The sequence below is a fragment of the Bacillus sp. PK3-037 genome, assembly GCF_054161355.1.
Window position 1 is genome coordinate 2,844,599 of sequence record NZ_CP096408.1, and the last position, 15,722, is coordinate 2,860,320.

The window sequence follows — 15,722 nt, forward strand, 5'->3', positions numbered from 1 at the left end:
TTCTGGTTAATCTTCCCAGTTTTCATCTTCTTCCCAGTTTTCTTTCATTCTTTGGAGCTTATCAAAGAAAAATTCAATGAAATTATCCGCAACAACTTCTTGGTAACCCATTACTCTATCCCACGTAAATACAGGACATTCTTTATTTTTCATCTTATTGGTATCTAGACAATATGCAAAGTAATCAACATCCTCTATTACAACAAGTCCTTCGGTTAAGTTATAGTGTTCTTGATACTCGTTTGTATATTCAACAACTGATGGGCCTCCAAAATCATAGCCTAGAATATCAATTCCATAAACTCCACCAGAACCATAGTTCCGCAGAAACCATTTATAGCTCTCTGGAAGTTTCACTTTAAGATTTTGTTCTATTTTAGATATTTTGTCTTCTCCAATTCCTCCTGTGAAATCTCTTTCTTTTGCATTATCATTTAAAAACTGTTCCACTTGCTTGTATATTTCCATTTTTCCCAACCTCTCTTACTCTGTATATTGAGTGGCTCTCCATTTCCAATATCTCGCTCTAAAATATTCATATTGAACTTTCAATTCTGGATTATTTCTAAAACTCTCTCCATCAGTTTTAAGTTTATGTATGATCTCACTATATTTTGTGTGTAAACTGTTTGGAATTTCAACCATGTTTCCAGGTTCTTCCTGAATCAAATGGTGCAAATTGATTTTTGTACCGTCTTTGGCTAGAGGTGCCTTACCGTCTTTCATTAATTCAAGATTTGTTCGACCTTTACGATCTTTTTGATTAATATCGATATCTTTCATTGTATAAACTCTTCGGCTTACATCTTTGATATTTCCTTTTACTTTCACCTTGCCCTTAACCTCATAAGCACCATACCTTTCTTTATTTAACCAAGGGACATTTACTTTCTGACCAGTAAATGGCTTTCTGCTTTCATCTAATTTTTTAGCAAGCTGTAGTAGCCTGTCTTTTGCGCTCACATCATTGATGACATTATAAGGTATGCCACCTGCTACAACTACATCTTCTCGCATGGCAAACGGTTTAATAACTGTTAGTGGATCAGGAGTTTCATCAAGTTTTTTAGACACTTTTTTGACTGCAGCTTTTCCGGCTGTTTTCACTCCTATTTTAGCAACTGAACCAGCACCTTTTAAGCCAAAGATGTTTACTGCTGCATATGTAAACCAATGAGCCTTTGATTCTGTGTCTCCGTTCTTTACGTCTCTTACATAGGAGGTTATAATCGCATCTTTAATTGAGTTAAATGTGGAATCATAGTGATAAACTGCAACTGCAGAATTAATAAGCATGTCGACAGGATGATTGTGTGCCATATAGTCTAATGTTTCAGCTGTCATATCATAAAGAGCCGTAACAGTACCTTTGGCTCCAGCCATTAGCTCACGTGTGTTTTCAATCTGTGTGAAATAACTTTGTTGTTCTGCTGTCAGATTTTCATACCCAATTGTTTTGGCCATTGAATAGAATTCATCGGCATCTGCATAATCATAATTCTTTAATCTTTCTTTCAGTTTTTCAATCTCTCGCTCTTTTTCTTCCTTCTTCTTAATCGTCAAATAAGCTTCAGTACGTTTTTCAATATCGCCTTTTTTCTTATGTATATCACTTTCTCTATACGCTTTGGCGTTGTAGTGAATTGGTGTGGCATTCTTCCCTTTACCTGTTGATTCCTGTAACTTTTTAAAATCTTGCTGAATGAATTGTTCGTTTGGCTCTGTTAGTGCATATTCAGTTGTTAAATCATCATCTACTTCCCCAATTTTATCAATTGTTTTTTCACGTTTCTTATCTGCACTGGCAAGTTCATCTTTAAAGTTTTCTGTTGAAAACAGATCAAGTGGCAGGATATCGTCAATATCGTTCAGAATGTCTTTCATTGCTTTCTTCTGTTCGGACATAATAGCCTTTGATTTTTTATATGCATTTGCAAGTTCATGCTCTAAAAAAGACTCCTCGACGTATGCATCTGATAAGCTGGCTTCCTCTACAACACCAGAGATACTTGTAAGGAAAGCAATTTTCATATCGATAAGATCAATCCATTGATCTGTAACACCGACATGATCATGATAAAATGCTTTAATGTTGTCTGCACCCTTACCTGAAAACTCGCTGTCATCTAAGTCAGCTACGTCTTTAAACGCTTTTTTCAGCTTCACCATTTGTGACCTTAGTTCCTTATACTCTTTTGCACGTTTATCCGCTTCAGAAAGTAATGACTTTGCTTCAAATACCTTCATACCATTCTCCTTTTTTCTGACACTCAATACTCAAAATTTTACCATAGTTTAGGAGAGTTAAGGAACTCCACCTGACAGGCATTATTCGAAAAAAAGAAAACACCAGCTCAACGAACTGGTGCAATCCTGTCACAAATATGTTTTTAACATTTTAATTTGGAAAGCTCTAAGGTTATCAGAGTAATATTTATAGTTTGCTATTGCAGATAAAAATATTGCTATTTGAATGATTACTCCAGCCCAGTAAAAAAAGTTCATTGCTGAACCATGTGTGATGGCGATTATAGCTGTTCCTAACAAAGACACAATCAAGCTTACACACAAAGAGCCAAGCCCGTGAACCGTACTTAGCAAATATCTGTATCGTTCCTCAAGGTATTTCCTTGTTTCTTCATTTTGATTCAAGAGCATTGAATGCCACACATATTCAAGCTGATAATAATCTTCGTTATTATTTTGTCCCCATTCATCATGTTTAGGGAACTGGTCACCAATCTTAGTGGCTATTTCTTCAAAGTTCCTGTTGTTATTGAATACCCATGCGATACCAAAATAAAGCTGATGTAACAAATAACCGATTGGCACACCGATTGCTGTTAATGATAATAATAGCGTTAATCCTGTTTTAATATCAGCCATTTTAGAATCAAAAGGGTTAATGCCTTTTAGGAACAAAAATTCATATAACAGCCAGAAAATTAGTATCCAGCCAGGAATCCCCCAGCGAATTAAATATTTTGTTTCAAACTTCATTTTTGAAACTCACTCCTTTCTTTATACTGTTTTTTTAACAAATTCATTAAATCCTTTTTTAAATTAAAAAAACACCCTTGAGGGTGCCTTTTATGAAAAAATTAATGCAGCCACTAATAAATTCAAGCCATTGTTTTCAACATTGAACTTACGTCTGTAATCACTGCCATTGTAAGTGTTAAACCATTCTTCAAGGTATTCTTCAGTTTCTGGCTTCTTTGCAAAATCAGCTAAGTCAGGTATGTCGTACTTTTCACCTAAATAAGTGAATAAAGTTTTGTTTAAGCTTTTCTCTTCAATCAAACTGATTTCTTCTTTAGCTCCATTGTCGATTAAATGATTAATCAATAATGTTGGAAATTGTAAGCCTCTGCTACTCATATTTTCACCTCCAATTTACTTATTCGACAAATGGTTACATTTTCCTGCAAAGTAATAGTAACTATTGCAAAATAAATTAAAACGCACAGCTTTGACCGCTGGTGCGTTTAGTGGTGTTCCTCCATATATTCAATTTGTAACTGTTTAATTGCCTTTGCTCGTTTTTCAGCTTGTTGTTAATTATTGGTATTTTGGCTTCCATCACTGGATATTTGGGAAACGCTACTCGTAAAAATTGAATCATCATTACAGTTATTAATAACATCATTGCTACGGTCAAGGCAATGTACGTGGTTACGGTTTTAATGTTGTTCATTGTAAGAACTTTCAATGTATGATTGACCGTTAAGCTCGGCAATATCCTGACGTAATTTCGGTGTGTCAACAGACAAAGAATTAATAGAAAGAATGAGAACCGATCCTAACCCACATATTACAGCTTCATCTACTTTTAAAGATAGGGCTACTGCTGAGAGAATTGCTAATTCAGTTTTAAACGATCCAAAAAATATAAAGAAAATCAAAAATTGGATTGATGATCCTAAAAAACCTAAATTAATGTTAAGATACAAGGGCGATGGAGAAATAATTGGCAGAAGTGTATCAAGAAATTCAGAACTAGTAGAAAACGTTACAAACGCAAAAATTATACTCAAAAAAGATAACAACGGTAACTTTATTCTTACAGGATATCCAACCAAATAGAAAGAGAGGAAGTATCATGGATGAAAGTTATGATTTCTTAGACGAATTAGAAAATTTTTTAGGTGCAACATTTCATCAAGATATCCGATCCCCTGAACACGCATTAGACGAATTTATTGAGGAAATTAGTAAAGAAGGTTTGCTATTTACAGTAAAGTATTGCGAAGAGTTTCTAAATAGCGATCTAACTAAAGAAGAAAAGGAAGACATTATAAAGTGTAATGCCGAAATATATTTCCCGACAATTGGATTACCTCCTATAGAATGGTTGAAAAATGTAATAGAACAACTAAAAGAAGCTATTTAAAAGTGACACTGAAAGGCCCCCGTTTTATGAGAGGGCCTTTTTATATTACTTCAATTTTCGTTTACGTAGCTGGTCCATAATAGCCATCGATACTGAAGTTTTTGGCTTTCTTATTTGGATAGAAATGCAATGCCGCCAGCGCTGTTTGGATCTGCTCAACAGTAACACTGTGCATCAATGGGCTTTTCACTTTGAAAATGCTGCAGATTAAAAACCGTGAAGTTTTTTTCACTTGATGTTTTGACGCCAAGCGCTTTTAATTTAGCAAAAAGATCAGGCTCCAATCAATATTGGTTTCCCGAAAGTTGGACAGAGTCTGGTATTGCAGCAGCCGGTGCAAAGATTGCCGAATTATCCGAATTCACTAGTGCAGCAAATGGTGTGACTATATTCGGGTGTTAGGGTTGGAGTTATTAAAACAAATGGAGAAATAGGAACCACTTTCCCCGATGGAACTAAACAACCATAGACAAAGTATGGAGGATCAATATGAATTCAGAGAAAAAAATGGAAGCTATATTAATTAAAAGAAAAAAACTTAATCATAATGATGACTATGGAATTCAAAAAAGTTGGGATGAATTAATTGAAGTGCTCTCAGAAAATGAAGAAAATACAATTAGCTATATAGAAAATTGTAATAAAGAAGATTTATATTGGATCAGTGAGGTATTTGAAGATTTAGCTGAAAGTTTGCAAAGTAAAGAACTTATTAATTGCTTAAGAAAATTAGATGAAAAGTACCCTGACTTAGAAATGACAAACGCTATTGATATAGCAGAAAGCTATATAGAATAAGATACGCACCATTTCTCAGATTTGAAGTTAACATTTCTTGGTGGTGATAAGTAATGATTGAAATCGAAGTTTCTGATCCTGTGTTTAGATTCCTTGGTGGGTATTTCCATCAAGATATAGAAACTCCAGAATCAGCACTTGACGAATACTTAGGAGAGATTCCAAAAGAAGAGCAAGAAACTGATATAGTAGCATTAAAAGATTTTATTAACAGTGATTATTCGGAGGAAGAAAAGAACGATTTTATCGATGAAGCTGCTGACGGAGTGGACATTCTTAGTTACGGCGTATCTCCAATCATATGGCTCGAACAAGTTATTCACAAAATCGAAAAGAAAATTGAAACTTTATAATCCATTAAACCTAGCATAGAAACAGAGCTGATTTTGACTTCACTTCTTAATCAGCCCCAAAATAATTTCGTCCTCAAAACGTCCCCATGTAGAAACAAAGCTAACAAATATAACTAAATACAAAATAAAAAACCCTTGCTACGCAAGGGTTTAAGCTATGATTCCGACTGGGCTCGAACCAGCGACCTCTACCCTGTCACAAGATAGCGATTATATTCTAGCATTAAGCTTATAAGCTGGCTTACACATGCCCGCTTAACCCCGAGTAACTCTGCTACCACTATACACTTATGGTATGCTGGATAAGGGAAACATCATTTCATATACCATTAGACATATTACGGATTGCTCAATTTTTATATAACTGTTGGAAACGGTTGTTCCGTCTGCGATAATTAAATAAGAGGTGAAATCAATGAATGGTATAGAGTTTTTAGAGTCCGTGTCTCAATTGGGACAAATAATTTTATTGTTCTCCGGCTACGCCCTTTACTGGAAATTAGGTAAAATAAAAAAAGACCGAAAGCTTACAAAATATGAAACTTTTCTTAGGTTCTTTGTAATGTTCGGCATATTTGCATGGGCACTTTCGTTTCTTGCTTTGCATTTGTGGTAACAATCTTCTATTGATATTTAACTAATTATGTCCAATTTGTTAATCATTAATCAAAATCCCTTTTTATTGAAAAAATGTATATTACCATTAAATTGCTTTACCATTTCAAAAAAGGGAGAGTTCACACATGTTGAAAAGATTGTTTTTTCTGGCGTCGATTTTCTTTCTTGCTATTGCCACAATAGCACCAGCAGCTTCAGCAACACAATTGAATCCGGAGGACGGTTTAGATGGCTTAACTGAAGAACAAATTGAAAAATCTGTTGCAGAAGTTGAGTACATCTTTACTAAAATTTTAGTTTTTGACAAAGAGACGGGATATACAGTCAATGAGGACGAGCTTGAAAAAGCTCCTTATCCTCCAGCTCAAAAAGAGGGCATGATTGCTTTCGCTAATTATATGAATAAGGAGAGTAAAAATTCTACCTAGCATTACTTTTGCTTAATCGTCCCAGTCTTCATCTTCTTCCCAGTTTTCTTTTGCTTCTTCAAGCTCTTCCATAAAAAACCGCAAAAAATTATCTGCAACTGTGTCTCCATAACCAGCTTCGTTTGCCCAAACAATTACTGGACATTCGCCGTTTTCCATCTTATTTGTATCAAGGCAATAAGAAAATTCATCTACATACTCTATTACAACAATACCGTCACTTAAATCATAATGAGTTCTATATTCCTCAGTAACTGTCACAACTCGTGCAGAAACTTTCCCATGACCGAGTATATTTACACCAAAAATGCCACCAGAACCGTATTTATTTAAAAACCATTTATAACTCTCGGGAAGTTTTACATTTAAACTGTTTTGTATCTCTTTTATTTTATCTTCACTTATCCCGCCTGTGAAATCATCATCTTCAGCGTTTTCTTTAATAAATTCTTCAATTTCATGATAAGTCATTGTTACATCTCTCCTTTCTCAAATTGGCTCGCTCTCCATTTCCAATATCTTCGTTGGAAGCTTTTATACTGATTTCGCAACTCTTTGTCATTTCTAAAACTTTCTCCACCTTTTTTCAATCCATGAAGAACTTTTTTATTATTTTGATGCACTGAAGCCGGAATTTCCACCATCGTTCCTGGCTCTTCTTGAATTAAGTGATGCAAGTTGATCTTTGTGCCGTCATTAGCAAAAGGAGCGTCACCTTTTTTCATGAGTTGTAAATTTGTTTTTCCACTTTCAGTATCAACTTTGTTTATATCAATATCTTTCAATGTGTATACTCTACGACTCACATCTTTGGTTTTACCTGAAGCTTTTACCTTCCCTTTAACCTCAAAGGCACCATACTTTTCTTTATTTAACCAAGGGAGATTTATTTCCTTACCTGTAAATGGCTTTCTTGTTTCATCTAATTTTTTAGCAAGCTGGAGCAGCCTGTCTTTTGCGCTCACATCATTGATGACATTATAAGGCATGCCGCCTGCTGCAACAACATCTTCTCGCATGACAAACGGTTTAATTGCTGTTAGTGGATCAGGAGTTTCATCCAGTTTTTTAGACACTTTTTTGACTGCAGCTTTTCCAGCTGTTTTCACTCCTATTTTAGCAACTGAACCAGCACCTTTTAAAGCAAAGATGTTTACTGCTGCACATGTAATCCAATTTTGTATTAGATAAGAACTTGGACTACTAAGTGGGGAGGTGAAAAAGATGAGTAAAGAAATAAATACAAAAGAGCTTGATGAGGAACTAAAAAGAGTTCTTAAAATGTTTGATGATGTGTTAGAGATTTATGAACAGCATGATGGTGAACCAGATATTAAGCCTGGTGTAACTTGCCCTACATGTCAAAAAAAATCAACTAATTATGTCTGTAATTGGCATGGCAATAAACATGTACATTTTATTTGCGAGTGTGGCTATCGAATTCATCAATAAAAGCTCTTAATCCAAAAAAATGCTACTCCTTCATAGGGAGTAGCAATTATATATAATCCATAGTTAGATAACTTTTATGTAGGAAAACTTATTCAAATTCAATCTCGGTTAAACCTTTTTTTACGGCTTCTTTAGTTTTTTCAAAAAATTTTAATGAATCTGCGCCTCTAACGATTTCTTCATCGCATTCTGAGCACTTGTAGACCGGCACATTCTTCACCGTCACAAAAGAATCACCAAAACGGCCAATTTTATTAAAGTAGCTAAGAGATGCTTTTTCACCACATTCACATAACATTTTAGCAGGTCTAATACTACCACCAACTTTACTTGCAGATACAGTTAGTGTCGCCATATTTTCCCCTCCCTATTCGGGTCTTTACATAATAGTACCATCATAAAATGGTTACTACAAGAACAGAGTCCTCTGAATCCTTTATAACCACAACAGATAATTTACCTTTATCCTTATTTCGTTTATACCCTAGAATTGTAAAAGTAAACGTTGGCTTGGTTTTCTTAGTTTTGGGATTAAATTTTAATTTAGCTTTCTCTACATCAAATGCTTCTTTAACAGCACTTACTATTTCTTTCCTAATTTCATCATTGTCCTCATGATACCAACCTCTATCTTTTAATAAACTTGGGTTGTTCATGTGATCAAATTGTACATGACCAGAAAGATTTATTAATCCGTCAGCAAAAGGGTTTTCAGAATTTCCTACTATATTCAAAATCTCGTCTAAAATAGCCTCTACCTGTTCATGAGTTAATGTTTTAATATCTACACCATTTTTTTCAACAGAGGAAGATGTTCTTTTTAACACTTCACACTTCACTTGGTTGAATTGTTCTTCGGTAAGACTAATTATGTCTTCTGTTTCAATAACATAGCTAAACCCATCTTTAGTTTGAACAATTTGGGGTACAAAGACTTCATCAATCGTTACAAAATCAAACTCATCAGTTCTTTCAGTTGGCAAGTAACTCCCCCCCAGAGGACATTAATTGCCTATAATTCTACATTATTCCTTATTAATTTACAATAAAAACAAGTTTTGTAGTCAAATTGAATTTGCATCATTAGGTGGCAAACGTATTACATGTACAGATTTTGAACAAAAAATGATCGGAGAAAACGATTCGCAACGTTCTCTCCAAAATGTATTAATTCATATTAAAATTAAGTCCAGAATTTCTAAGCCCATTTGCTAATTGTTTATAAACTAAGCTTGCTGTTTCTTTTGCATTGTTGGCTTCAGTGATTGTAAATTGGAGTTTTACATCATTATTAACCGTTGAGTTTTCAGTGTTGTTGTTCACTATGGAATTTGGAACATTCGTCTTTACATTTGCATTTAGGTTTGGCAATCCAAGTTTCCCAGCTGCAAACGATACAGAACTTAGAATATCTTTGTACTTGCTTAGGTCGGGTTTAACTTGCTTTTCAGCTTCTAAATCACTATTAGATAGTTTACGCACTTCTTTTACAGCTTGAAGCATGTTCTCAGTATCTGTCTTATTTAAGATCAGTTCTTTGTCATGCAGGAATGCAAGCTTGCCAGCACCTAAGCCTGTTCCTGTGTATCCACCTGTATCAAATGACGATACTTTTTTACCGGTTGTGTTCCCCTTAACTACTGCAGAGAGTGCATTTGAAGCCTCTTTTAGCTTATCAATAAGGTTGTTTGAAATACTCTTACCAATGGACTCCATATTGTTGTTAATAAACTTTGAAAACTCGTTCAATTGCTTGGTGATATCAGTTATCTTTCCATTCATGAGTTTGTCTTCAATCTTCTTAAATGATCTTTCGTCATTCGTTAAATTGTCGTACTTATCATTTATGGCGTCCTGATCTTTTTCAAGCTGATCTTGTAGAGCTTCTTTCCGTTTTGTGTTGCTACGATCTTTAATGTACTCATCCAAAGCTTCCTGTTGTTCTTGAAGCTGTTTCTCTAGGTCTCTGACTTGCGATTTAGCCTCAGAGGAGTCGTCCATTGAAAGCTTATTAATTTTATCTTTGGTTTCCTGGATGGCTTGATTCTTCTCTTTTAATTCCTTCTGATACTTAGCTTCGTCATCTTCTTTGTCGATTTCATCAATCTTATCTTGTGTCGCTTTCCAGTAATCAAACTACATTCGATAGATATGGCCATGCAACAATAAAATTAGCTGATAAGACAGCTGAATTTCCCAACAATTTTGATGCTATACAGGTTAATGAATTCGAAGCCAAAAATCAAGTTTGCCAACAACTCCGAATTTGATAAACCGCCTTTATTAAAACAAAGTAAAAAAACCCTTGCTACGCAAGGGTTTAGATGCAGAAAAAGCGCTCCCACATGCCTAGCCCTGCTTGGCTAGGTATGTGGCAATCTTCTTCATGTTCTGGCATGCGGCTGTGAGGAGAACTTGTTCACTCACATTTCGTTTTCCCCTCAACCTGCAATAGCGAAGCCCATGCAGCTGTTTTGAATCTGCAAAGCTTCGCTCTATTTTTTCTTTTCTTTTTTTATAGAGAGTTTTTCCTGAAACAGACAATCGGTTTTGTCTGACCTTTTCTTTATGGTCTTCCCACACATGCCGTGTGATGACCTTTTGGCGGTTCTTTGACTTCGTGCATTGTTCAAGCAATGGGCATGCGGAACAGATTTCAGAATTTGATTTATATGACCGGTAGCCTTTTCGGTCAGTTGTTGAGTATGTAAGTGTTTGCTGGTTCGGGCAAATATATCTGTCTTGTTCACTGTCGCAATGAAATTTCCATTTTGGAAACAAGCCCCGCGTAGGGTGATAACGTCTATGTGCGATGACACCAAAGATTTGGCGGTCAGATAATCCTTTACAGATCGGAGTCGTTAAATATCCGGAATCAAGAGCGACGGCTTCTACTTGAAACCCAAATCGTGCGATTTGGTGGTCTGATCGGTCAAGATAAGGCACAGAATCATGGACATTTCCAGGTGTGACATAGGTATCTGTGATAATGTTGTATTTCATATCCGTTGTGCGGTGATCTAAATAAAAGAAACCCTCCGGTTTATTTTCACGATACAGATATCTACTTTCCGGATCGGTTGTACTGTGGCGGATCTCTTTTTCAGCTTTCACCTCCTCTTTGATTGTTAATGGCTTTTTTCCGTGTTCTTCCCGATCTTCTTGAATGGCTTCATTTAAATCCTTGATATAGTTTTGGGTATCCTGAGCAATTGTTTTTCTTGTGTATTTATGCTTATTGGCATTGGCTTTCAGATGAGTTGAATCGGTGAATAGGACACGTCCGCCCACCATGTCATGATTGATGGCCTGAAGAACGATCTCATCAAAAATGTCTTGAAAAATGGTTGTATTTTTAAAGCGTGTACGTCTGTTCCAGCTGATAGTGGAGTGGTGCGGAACTGGATCGTTTATGTTCAATCCGAGAAACCATCTGTATGCCATATTGTAGTAAATTTCTTTTTCGAGCTGTCTTTCTGAACGGATACCATAGAGGTATCCGATAAACATCATTTTGAATAAAATCAGCGGATCAAGTGAGGGGCGGCCTTTGTTTTCACTGTAGTAAGGTTTCACCTTTTCAATGATAAAAGAGAAGTCTATGTATTTATCAATTTTTCGAAGCAGATGATCTTCTTCGACGAGTTGGTCAAGCAGAACAAATTCGGCTGCATTTTGAGAAGAATTTCTTGTGTGGAACATGAGAAAGACACCGTCCTTTTTAATCTTTCTTTTATTTTATTACAGGAGAATGGATATTTTAAGGAAAAATAAAGGCTGTCGAGATTTTCTCGACAGCCTGAAGGGTTCTATGAACCCCTATTTTCATCAGTCAGTTTGACCTTTGTTTTTATACTTTTTTATTGTAAACGTTGCAATCCCTACTACAATTAAAGCTGGTACACCATAAGCAAATACTTGATACACAATATCTCCTGCTGGCATTCGATAACCCCCAAGTAATCTTAGTAGTAAGTGTTGCCCTGTGCTTTAGCTTTATCTTTACCTACGATGAGGGAAACACTTCGTGTTATACTGCCTATTCCTCCACCGATGTTCAATGTAGCTGAAAGCCTAGCTTCTGCTTTTTTGAAATCAGTTTCTTTCTTTCTAATGATTCTCATCTTCGGGTTAGTGTAACTGCCTGTAACCGTCCAAATGTTCCACTTTCCAGCACTAGAGATTGAATCAAACCCACCCTGGACGAGTGAATAGCTGGCTTTAAAACTCAATGAAAATGTACCATTATTGTTGTAATAAACTTTCCTGCCCGAGCAGTTTGTGTAACCTGACCCACCTTGGCACTTTCCATCTTTAATGCCTACACCTGCCACAGAGAAATCGGGTTCATCCACAGCCGCTTGAGTATAGGAACCATCGGCAAAAATGTAAGTTATTTCATAACCATTATCCGTTTCTTTTTTAATCGTGTCAACAGCTTTTTCTTCCGGTAAAACAAAAGAATCCAAGGCTTCTCCTTTAGCAAGCTTGTTCAATAGCTTATCCTGAGTCTCCGAAGATACTACTCCTTCAATCTCCATGTTTTGCTTCACTTTGTCTAGTTGCTCCTTAGTAAAACCGAGCTGGTCTTTAGGACTATTGCTTTGAGTTTCTTGGGCAGATACTTGTTGCGGTAAAGATAATCCAATTGTCGCAAAAGCAATCACAAACAAAAGAACCAATTTCTTCATTTTCCCCTCTCCCTTAACAATTCTTTTTGTCCAAGAGTTTATCCCTACATCTCAACCAACACTCTAAGCATAATTCAATAATCCTATAAGCACCCCTCCCTACGACAAACACTAACACATTAAATACCCAAAAATAAACATTTTTCTCTCTAAATGGTTACATGTTACTACACAATTTGGAAGAGATCAATCACAAAGACCCATTACTTGCGACACTTCACACAATGCCTGTCATATTATGTTTTTTAACTATTTTAAAATTTGCGACATTATGTGCTTATTTTCTCTTTACATTTATTTCCTTCAATGTAACTATATAAATAAATAGGACAAGAAAGGGGTTTGCGACTTGGATACTGAGAAAGTAATCCCTTATGACTTAGTGGCAACTAAAATGAATCACTGGTATCTCGCGTTAAAGAATAACTGGGTTGCCAAGGCTGAGCAGATGAGGGATGAAGTTAAGGAAGAAATCGAGCTAATGGAGGAAAACCAAGACGCCGTCGTTTACTACCAACTATTAAAATTTCGCCATGAATTAATGTTGGACTATCTACAGCCTGACAATGTCAGAGATATAGAGAAACAGTACGAAAAGCTAAGAGAACTGAAAAATAATAATCAGAACCTGACAGGGATTCTAGAATACTACTTCTACTTCTTTATGGGGATGTACTATTTCAGGCAGCATGAATTGGTATTCTCATTAAACTGTTACAGGCAAGCTGAAAAATGTCTTGAAACAATTGAAGGAGAAGAGGTTGAAAAAGCTGAGGCATATTTTAAACTAGCCGAAGTTTATTACCACATGAAGCAGACATACTTCTCCATGAACTACGCTAAACGTGCTTATGACATATACTGCAAGTACCCTACATACGGTGTACGGCGGGTACATTGTCAATTTGTCATATCAGGGAACTGGTTAGATAACATGCGACATGAAGAAGCACTAAAACACGCCGAACAGGCCCTTGAAGACGCTGAAAAACTTGGCAAAAATTATTTGATACGTAAGGCTCTTTTTAACATTGGAATATGTTATGATAAACTTGAAGAACTTTCAAAAGCTTCCCTTTATTACACTAAATCCCTTAAAATTGAAGAACCTGAGAATCTTAATTACGAAGCTAGAGCATATTTTATGCTGGCGTTTAACGAAGGGAAGCAGGAAAACCCTAAAAAAGCTAGGGTGTTTTATGATAAGTCTAAACAAAAAGCCTTAAAGTGCAATGAAAAAATAGTATTGGCGAAGCTGAAAATGGTTGAGGGTTTATACTTATCAAATTCCTTGGACCTTGTAAGGGAAACTTTCCAGTTCTTCGAAGAAACAAGCATGTACCCGGACATGGAGTGGTACGGGGTATACGTCGGTGACTACTTGTCCACCAAGAATGAACTCAAAGGTGCGAATGAGTTTTACCGAAAAGCTATTGACGCACGTATAAAAATCCAACGAGGTGAGCTGTTACATGAAATCCAAAATTTTACTTAGTGCAGTCCTGCTATTGGGTATCGCAGGGGTAGTTGGAACATCCTATCTCCAACAGGAAAATGCAACTTATAAAGTTGCCGAAAGAATGGAGACTTGAACAAATTTAATATCAAATACACATACCAAAAATAAGAGGGCTTCCCTCTTATTTTTTTTGTCTAATTATTGATTCCTTAAAGCCCCCTACCTTTTCATCTCTCCCCAAACAAATCTTCTTCTCTATCCAACCATATCGCAACTCCCTTCACACTTGGATCGATCACTACGGTGCGAAGGGGGTTGTCATTATTTGAATAAAATCAGAGTCTTAAGTTTATTTTCAGGTCTTGGTGCATTTGAGAAGGCCCTCAGAAGAGTTCAGGTCAATTTCAATATAGTTAGGTTTTGCGAGAAAGAAGCTGCAATTACTAAAGCTTATTCGACCTTGCACAACGTACCTGAGTCAAAGAATTTAGGGGATATTAAATCGGTTGTCCCTTCTTCACTCCCTGAGTTTGATCCCATGACTTACGGGTTCCCTTGCACAGATGTATCTGTTGCAAAGGTTCATGGAGAAGGACTCAAAGGAGATGAGTCCAGTCTTCTATTTGAGGCATTGCGTATCGCTGAGTACAGTCGACCTAAGTATATGATTGCCGAGAATGTAAAGAACCTTATCGGTAAACATAGCGAAGGTTTTGAGGACATGCTTAGGCGCTTAGAGAAGATGGGTTACAACAATTACTGGAGCGTTTTAGACGCAAAGGATTTTAACATTCCTCAGGAAAGGCTCAGCTTTTAAAACATGTCCTGAGAGGGGGAGATTTAGAAGTGGGTCTACTTCCTAGAAACATGAAATTCCAAAAGCCTACCGCCAAAGAAGAACAAACAGCTTCTTCAACAGCAGCGGAGGGAGAAAATGCATAGAGTTCAAGAAGAAAACGCAATGTCCCTGTAGGAGACAAGAAGAACCATTGGGGGTTAATGGCGGTATCCAATTGGGGCGTAGAACAGTTTAAAGAATATTATTATGACAAGTATTTAGATAAGACCGGCCATGCCCACCCACGCAATATAAAGAAACACACTGGGATGATGAGAAACGTTATCCGAAACACTAAAACCCAGAGGAAAATCGGCGGCAGGGGAAAAACACAAGGATTTCGGCTTAATACTGCCAAGTTCTAAAGGTACGCCCCTACTCCATAGAAACACAAACCGCTCAGTTTGATCGCCTAGTGAAAGAGTACAATGAGTTAGCGGACAAGATGAAAGAAGTAAATAATATTGAGGTCCTAAATTAGAGAAGATCAGGTTCCATGATATGAGGCATACCCACGCCACCTTACTTCTGTTGGCAGGAGAAAATTCTAAAATAGTAGCTGAACGTCTAGGCCACTCAAAGGTAAGTGTTACATTAGATACTTACTCTCACGTTCTACCTAACATGCAAAAAGATGTAGCTAACCAACTAGCAGAAGTTCTAAATGGATGATTAGGTTTTATGTTCCCACC

19 protein-coding genes and 3 pseudogenes are annotated in these 15,722 nt (G+C 36.4%); 10 read left to right on the forward strand and 12 right to left on the reverse strand.

What is annotated here, in order from left to right; genetic code table 11:
* Window positions 1-6: 6 nt before the first annotated feature.
* From M1D69_RS14605 to M1D69_RS14620, 4 genes are all read right to left on the reverse strand, one after another.
* Window positions 7-468 (reverse strand): SMI1/KNR4 family protein, encoded by a 462-nt coding sequence (locus M1D69_RS14605; protein ID WP_199398451.1) that lies wholly within the window; start codon window positions 466-468, stop codon window positions 7-9.
* A gap of 15 nt (window positions 469-483) precedes the next feature.
* Window positions 484-2,247: a T7SS effector LXG polymorphic toxin gene (locus tag M1D69_RS14610; protein WP_458105688.1), complete on the reverse strand. Its 1,764-nt coding sequence runs from the start codon at window positions 2,245-2,247 to the stop codon at window positions 484-486.
* 129 nt (window positions 2,248-2,376) lie between these two features.
* On the reverse strand, window positions 2,377-3,000 hold the full coding sequence (locus tag M1D69_RS14615) for a BA5345 family protein (RefSeq protein WP_458105687.1): 624 nt from the start codon (window positions 2,998-3,000) through the stop codon (window positions 2,377-2,379).
* 90 nt (window positions 3,001-3,090) lie between these two features.
* Entirely contained in the window at window positions 3,091-3,381 is a 291-nt protein-coding gene (locus tag M1D69_RS14620; protein ID WP_041351546.1) for a hypothetical protein, read from the reverse strand.
* 378 nt (window positions 3,382-3,759) lie between these two features.
* Here M1D69_RS14620 and M1D69_RS14625 point away from each other — a divergent pair, with 378 nt between their 5' ends.
* Window positions 3,760-4,086: an RNase A-like domain-containing protein gene (locus M1D69_RS14625; protein WP_458105686.1), complete on the forward strand. Its 327-nt coding sequence runs from the start codon at window positions 3,760-3,762 to the stop codon at window positions 4,084-4,086.
* A gap of 16 nt (window positions 4,087-4,102) precedes the next feature.
* Window positions 4,103-4,393 carry a contact-dependent growth inhibition system immunity protein gene (locus M1D69_RS14630; protein ID WP_458105685.1) on the forward strand — a complete coding sequence of 97 codons (291 nt, stop codon included), beginning with the start codon at window positions 4,103-4,105 and terminating at the stop codon, window positions 4,391-4,393.
* Window positions 4,394-4,457: 64 nt separating this feature from the next.
* Here the strand turns inward: M1D69_RS14630 and M1D69_RS14635 are convergent.
* Window positions 4,458-4,622, reverse strand: a pseudogene (locus M1D69_RS14635) (peptidoglycan-binding domain-containing protein); the annotation flags it as partial.
* A 260-nt stretch (window positions 4,623-4,882) separates the two neighbouring features.
* Between M1D69_RS14635 and M1D69_RS14640 the strand changes: the two are divergent.
* The 4 genes from M1D69_RS14640 to M1D69_RS14655 all read left to right on the forward strand — a co-directional run bounded on the left by M1D69_RS14640 (window position 4,883) and on the right by M1D69_RS14655 (window position 6,590).
* Window positions 4,883-5,191: a hypothetical protein gene (locus M1D69_RS14640; RefSeq protein WP_458105684.1), complete on the forward strand. Its 309-nt coding sequence runs from the start codon at window positions 4,883-4,885 to the stop codon at window positions 5,189-5,191.
* Between the two features lie 53 nt (window positions 5,192-5,244).
* Window positions 5,245-5,544, forward strand: coding sequence for a contact-dependent growth inhibition system immunity protein (locus tag M1D69_RS14645; protein WP_458105683.1), 300 nt, complete (start codon window positions 5,245-5,247; stop codon window positions 5,542-5,544).
* A gap of 415 nt (window positions 5,545-5,959) precedes the next feature.
* Complete coding sequence (locus tag M1D69_RS14650; RefSeq protein WP_458105682.1) at window positions 5,960-6,160, forward strand: hypothetical protein; 201 nt, start codon at window positions 5,960-5,962, stop codon at window positions 6,158-6,160.
* Between the two features lie 127 nt (window positions 6,161-6,287).
* The gene (locus M1D69_RS14655; RefSeq protein ID WP_458105681.1) at window positions 6,288-6,590 is read left to right on the forward strand and encodes a hypothetical protein; all 303 of its coding nucleotides are present in this window, start codon (window positions 6,288-6,290) and stop codon (window positions 6,588-6,590) included.
* Window positions 6,591-6,602: 12 nt separating this feature from the next.
* Here the strand turns inward: M1D69_RS14655 and M1D69_RS14660 are convergent, their stop codons facing one another.
* Together M1D69_RS14660 and M1D69_RS14665 are read right to left on the reverse strand one after the other, a co-directional pair.
* Window positions 6,603-7,061 (reverse strand): SMI1/KNR4 family protein, encoded by a 459-nt coding sequence (locus tag M1D69_RS14660; protein ID WP_326245223.1) that lies wholly within the window; start codon window positions 7,059-7,061, stop codon window positions 6,603-6,605.
* Between the two features lie 2 nt (window positions 7,062-7,063).
* Complete coding sequence (locus M1D69_RS14665; RefSeq protein ID WP_458105680.1) at window positions 7,064-7,666, reverse strand: HNH/ENDO VII family nuclease; 603 nt, start codon at window positions 7,664-7,666, stop codon at window positions 7,064-7,066.
* Between the two features lie 148 nt (window positions 7,667-7,814).
* On the opposite strand from M1D69_RS14665, the gene M1D69_RS14670 reads away from it, so the two are divergent.
* Window positions 7,815-8,042 carry a hypothetical protein gene (locus M1D69_RS14670; protein WP_458105679.1) on the forward strand — a complete coding sequence of 76 codons (228 nt, stop codon included), beginning with the start codon at window positions 7,815-7,817 and terminating at the stop codon, window positions 8,040-8,042.
* Between the two features lie 88 nt (window positions 8,043-8,130).
* On the opposite strand, the gene M1D69_RS14675 is transcribed toward M1D69_RS14670, so the two are convergent.
* The 5 genes and pseudogenes from M1D69_RS14675 to M1D69_RS14695 form a co-directional block, all read right to left on the reverse strand.
* Window positions 8,131-8,397: a YgiT-type zinc finger protein gene (locus M1D69_RS14675; protein ID WP_326245219.1), complete on the reverse strand. Its 267-nt coding sequence runs from the start codon at window positions 8,395-8,397 to the stop codon at window positions 8,131-8,133.
* Between the two features lie 40 nt (window positions 8,398-8,437).
* Complete coding sequence (locus tag M1D69_RS14680) at window positions 8,438-9,025, reverse strand: hypothetical protein (protein ID WP_458105678.1); 588 nt, start codon at window positions 9,023-9,025, stop codon at window positions 8,438-8,440.
* 184 nt (window positions 9,026-9,209) lie between these two features.
* Window positions 9,210-10,166: pseudogene (locus tag M1D69_RS14685) on the reverse strand (phage tail tape measure protein); the annotation flags it as partial.
* Window positions 10,167-10,391: 225 nt separating this feature from the next.
* Window positions 10,392-11,744 (reverse strand): IS1182 family transposase, encoded by a 1,353-nt coding sequence (locus M1D69_RS14690; RefSeq protein WP_458105677.1) that lies wholly within the window; start codon window positions 11,742-11,744, stop codon window positions 10,392-10,394.
* Window positions 11,745-12,007: 263 nt separating this feature from the next.
* The gene (locus tag M1D69_RS14695) at window positions 12,008-12,733 is read right to left on the reverse strand and encodes a hypothetical protein (protein WP_458105676.1); all 726 of its coding nucleotides are present in this window, start codon (window positions 12,731-12,733) and stop codon (window positions 12,008-12,010) included.
* A gap of 349 nt (window positions 12,734-13,082) precedes the next feature.
* On the opposite strand from M1D69_RS14695, the gene M1D69_RS14700 reads away from it, so the two are divergent.
* The 3 genes and pseudogenes from M1D69_RS14700 to M1D69_RS14710 form a co-directional block, all read left to right on the forward strand.
* Window positions 13,083-14,228: a response regulator aspartate phosphatase gene (locus tag M1D69_RS14700; protein WP_458105675.1), complete on the forward strand. Its 1,146-nt coding sequence runs from the start codon at window positions 13,083-13,085 to the stop codon at window positions 14,226-14,228.
* A 289-nt stretch (window positions 14,229-14,517) separates the two neighbouring features.
* Window positions 14,518-15,009, forward strand: coding sequence for a DNA cytosine methyltransferase (locus M1D69_RS14705; RefSeq protein ID WP_458105674.1), 492 nt, complete (start codon window positions 14,518-14,520; stop codon window positions 15,007-15,009).
* A 504-nt stretch (window positions 15,010-15,513) separates the two neighbouring features.
* Window positions 15,514-15,702 (forward strand): annotated as a pseudogene (locus M1D69_RS14710) (tyrosine-type recombinase/integrase); the annotation flags it as partial.
* Between the last annotated feature and the right edge of the window lie 20 nt (window positions 15,703-15,722).

Bases quoted from the DNA above. Each gene is read 5' to 3' on its own strand.
- M1D69_RS14610 (WP_458105688.1), bottom strand. From the start codon at position 2,247: ATGAAGGTATTTGAAGCAAAGTCATTACTTTCTGAAGCGGATAAACGT.
- M1D69_RS14630 (WP_458105685.1), top strand. From the start codon at position 4,103: ATGGATGAAAGTTATGATTTCTTAGACGAATTAGAAAATTTTTTAGGT.
- M1D69_RS14675 (WP_326245219.1), bottom strand. From the start codon at position 8,397: ATGGCGACACTAACTGTATCTGCAAGTAAAGTTGGTGGTAGTATTAGA.
- M1D69_RS14645 (WP_458105683.1), top strand. From the start codon at position 5,245: ATGATTGAAATCGAAGTTTCTGATCCTGTGTTTAGATTCCTTGGTGGG.
- M1D69_RS14615 (WP_458105687.1), bottom strand. From the start codon at position 3,000: ATGAAGTTTGAAACAAAATATTTAATTCGCTGGGGGATTCCTGGCTGG.
- M1D69_RS14695 (WP_458105676.1), bottom strand. From the start codon at position 12,733: ATGAAGAAATTGGTTCTTTTGTTTGTGATTGCTTTTGCGACAATTGGA.
- M1D69_RS14690 (WP_458105677.1), bottom strand. From the start codon at position 11,744: ATGTTCCACACAAGAAATTCTTCTCAAAATGCAGCCGAATTTGTTCTG.
- M1D69_RS14660 (WP_326245223.1), bottom strand. From the start codon at position 7,061: ATGACTTATCATGAAATTGAAGAATTTATTAAAGAAAACGCTGAAGAT.
- M1D69_RS14620 (WP_041351546.1), bottom strand. From the start codon at position 3,381: ATGAGTAGCAGAGGCTTACAATTTCCAACATTATTGATTAATCATTTA.
- M1D69_RS14640 (WP_458105684.1), top strand. From the start codon at position 4,883: ATGAATTCAGAGAAAAAAATGGAAGCTATATTAATTAAAAGAAAAAAA.
- M1D69_RS14650 (WP_458105682.1), top strand. From the start codon at position 5,960: ATGAATGGTATAGAGTTTTTAGAGTCCGTGTCTCAATTGGGACAAATA.
- M1D69_RS14655 (WP_458105681.1), top strand. From the start codon at position 6,288: ATGTTGAAAAGATTGTTTTTTCTGGCGTCGATTTTCTTTCTTGCTATT.
- M1D69_RS14605 (WP_199398451.1), bottom strand. From the start codon at position 468: ATGGAAATATACAAGCAAGTGGAACAGTTTTTAAATGATAATGCAAAA.
- M1D69_RS14670 (WP_458105679.1), top strand. From the start codon at position 7,815: ATGAGTAAAGAAATAAATACAAAAGAGCTTGATGAGGAACTAAAAAGA.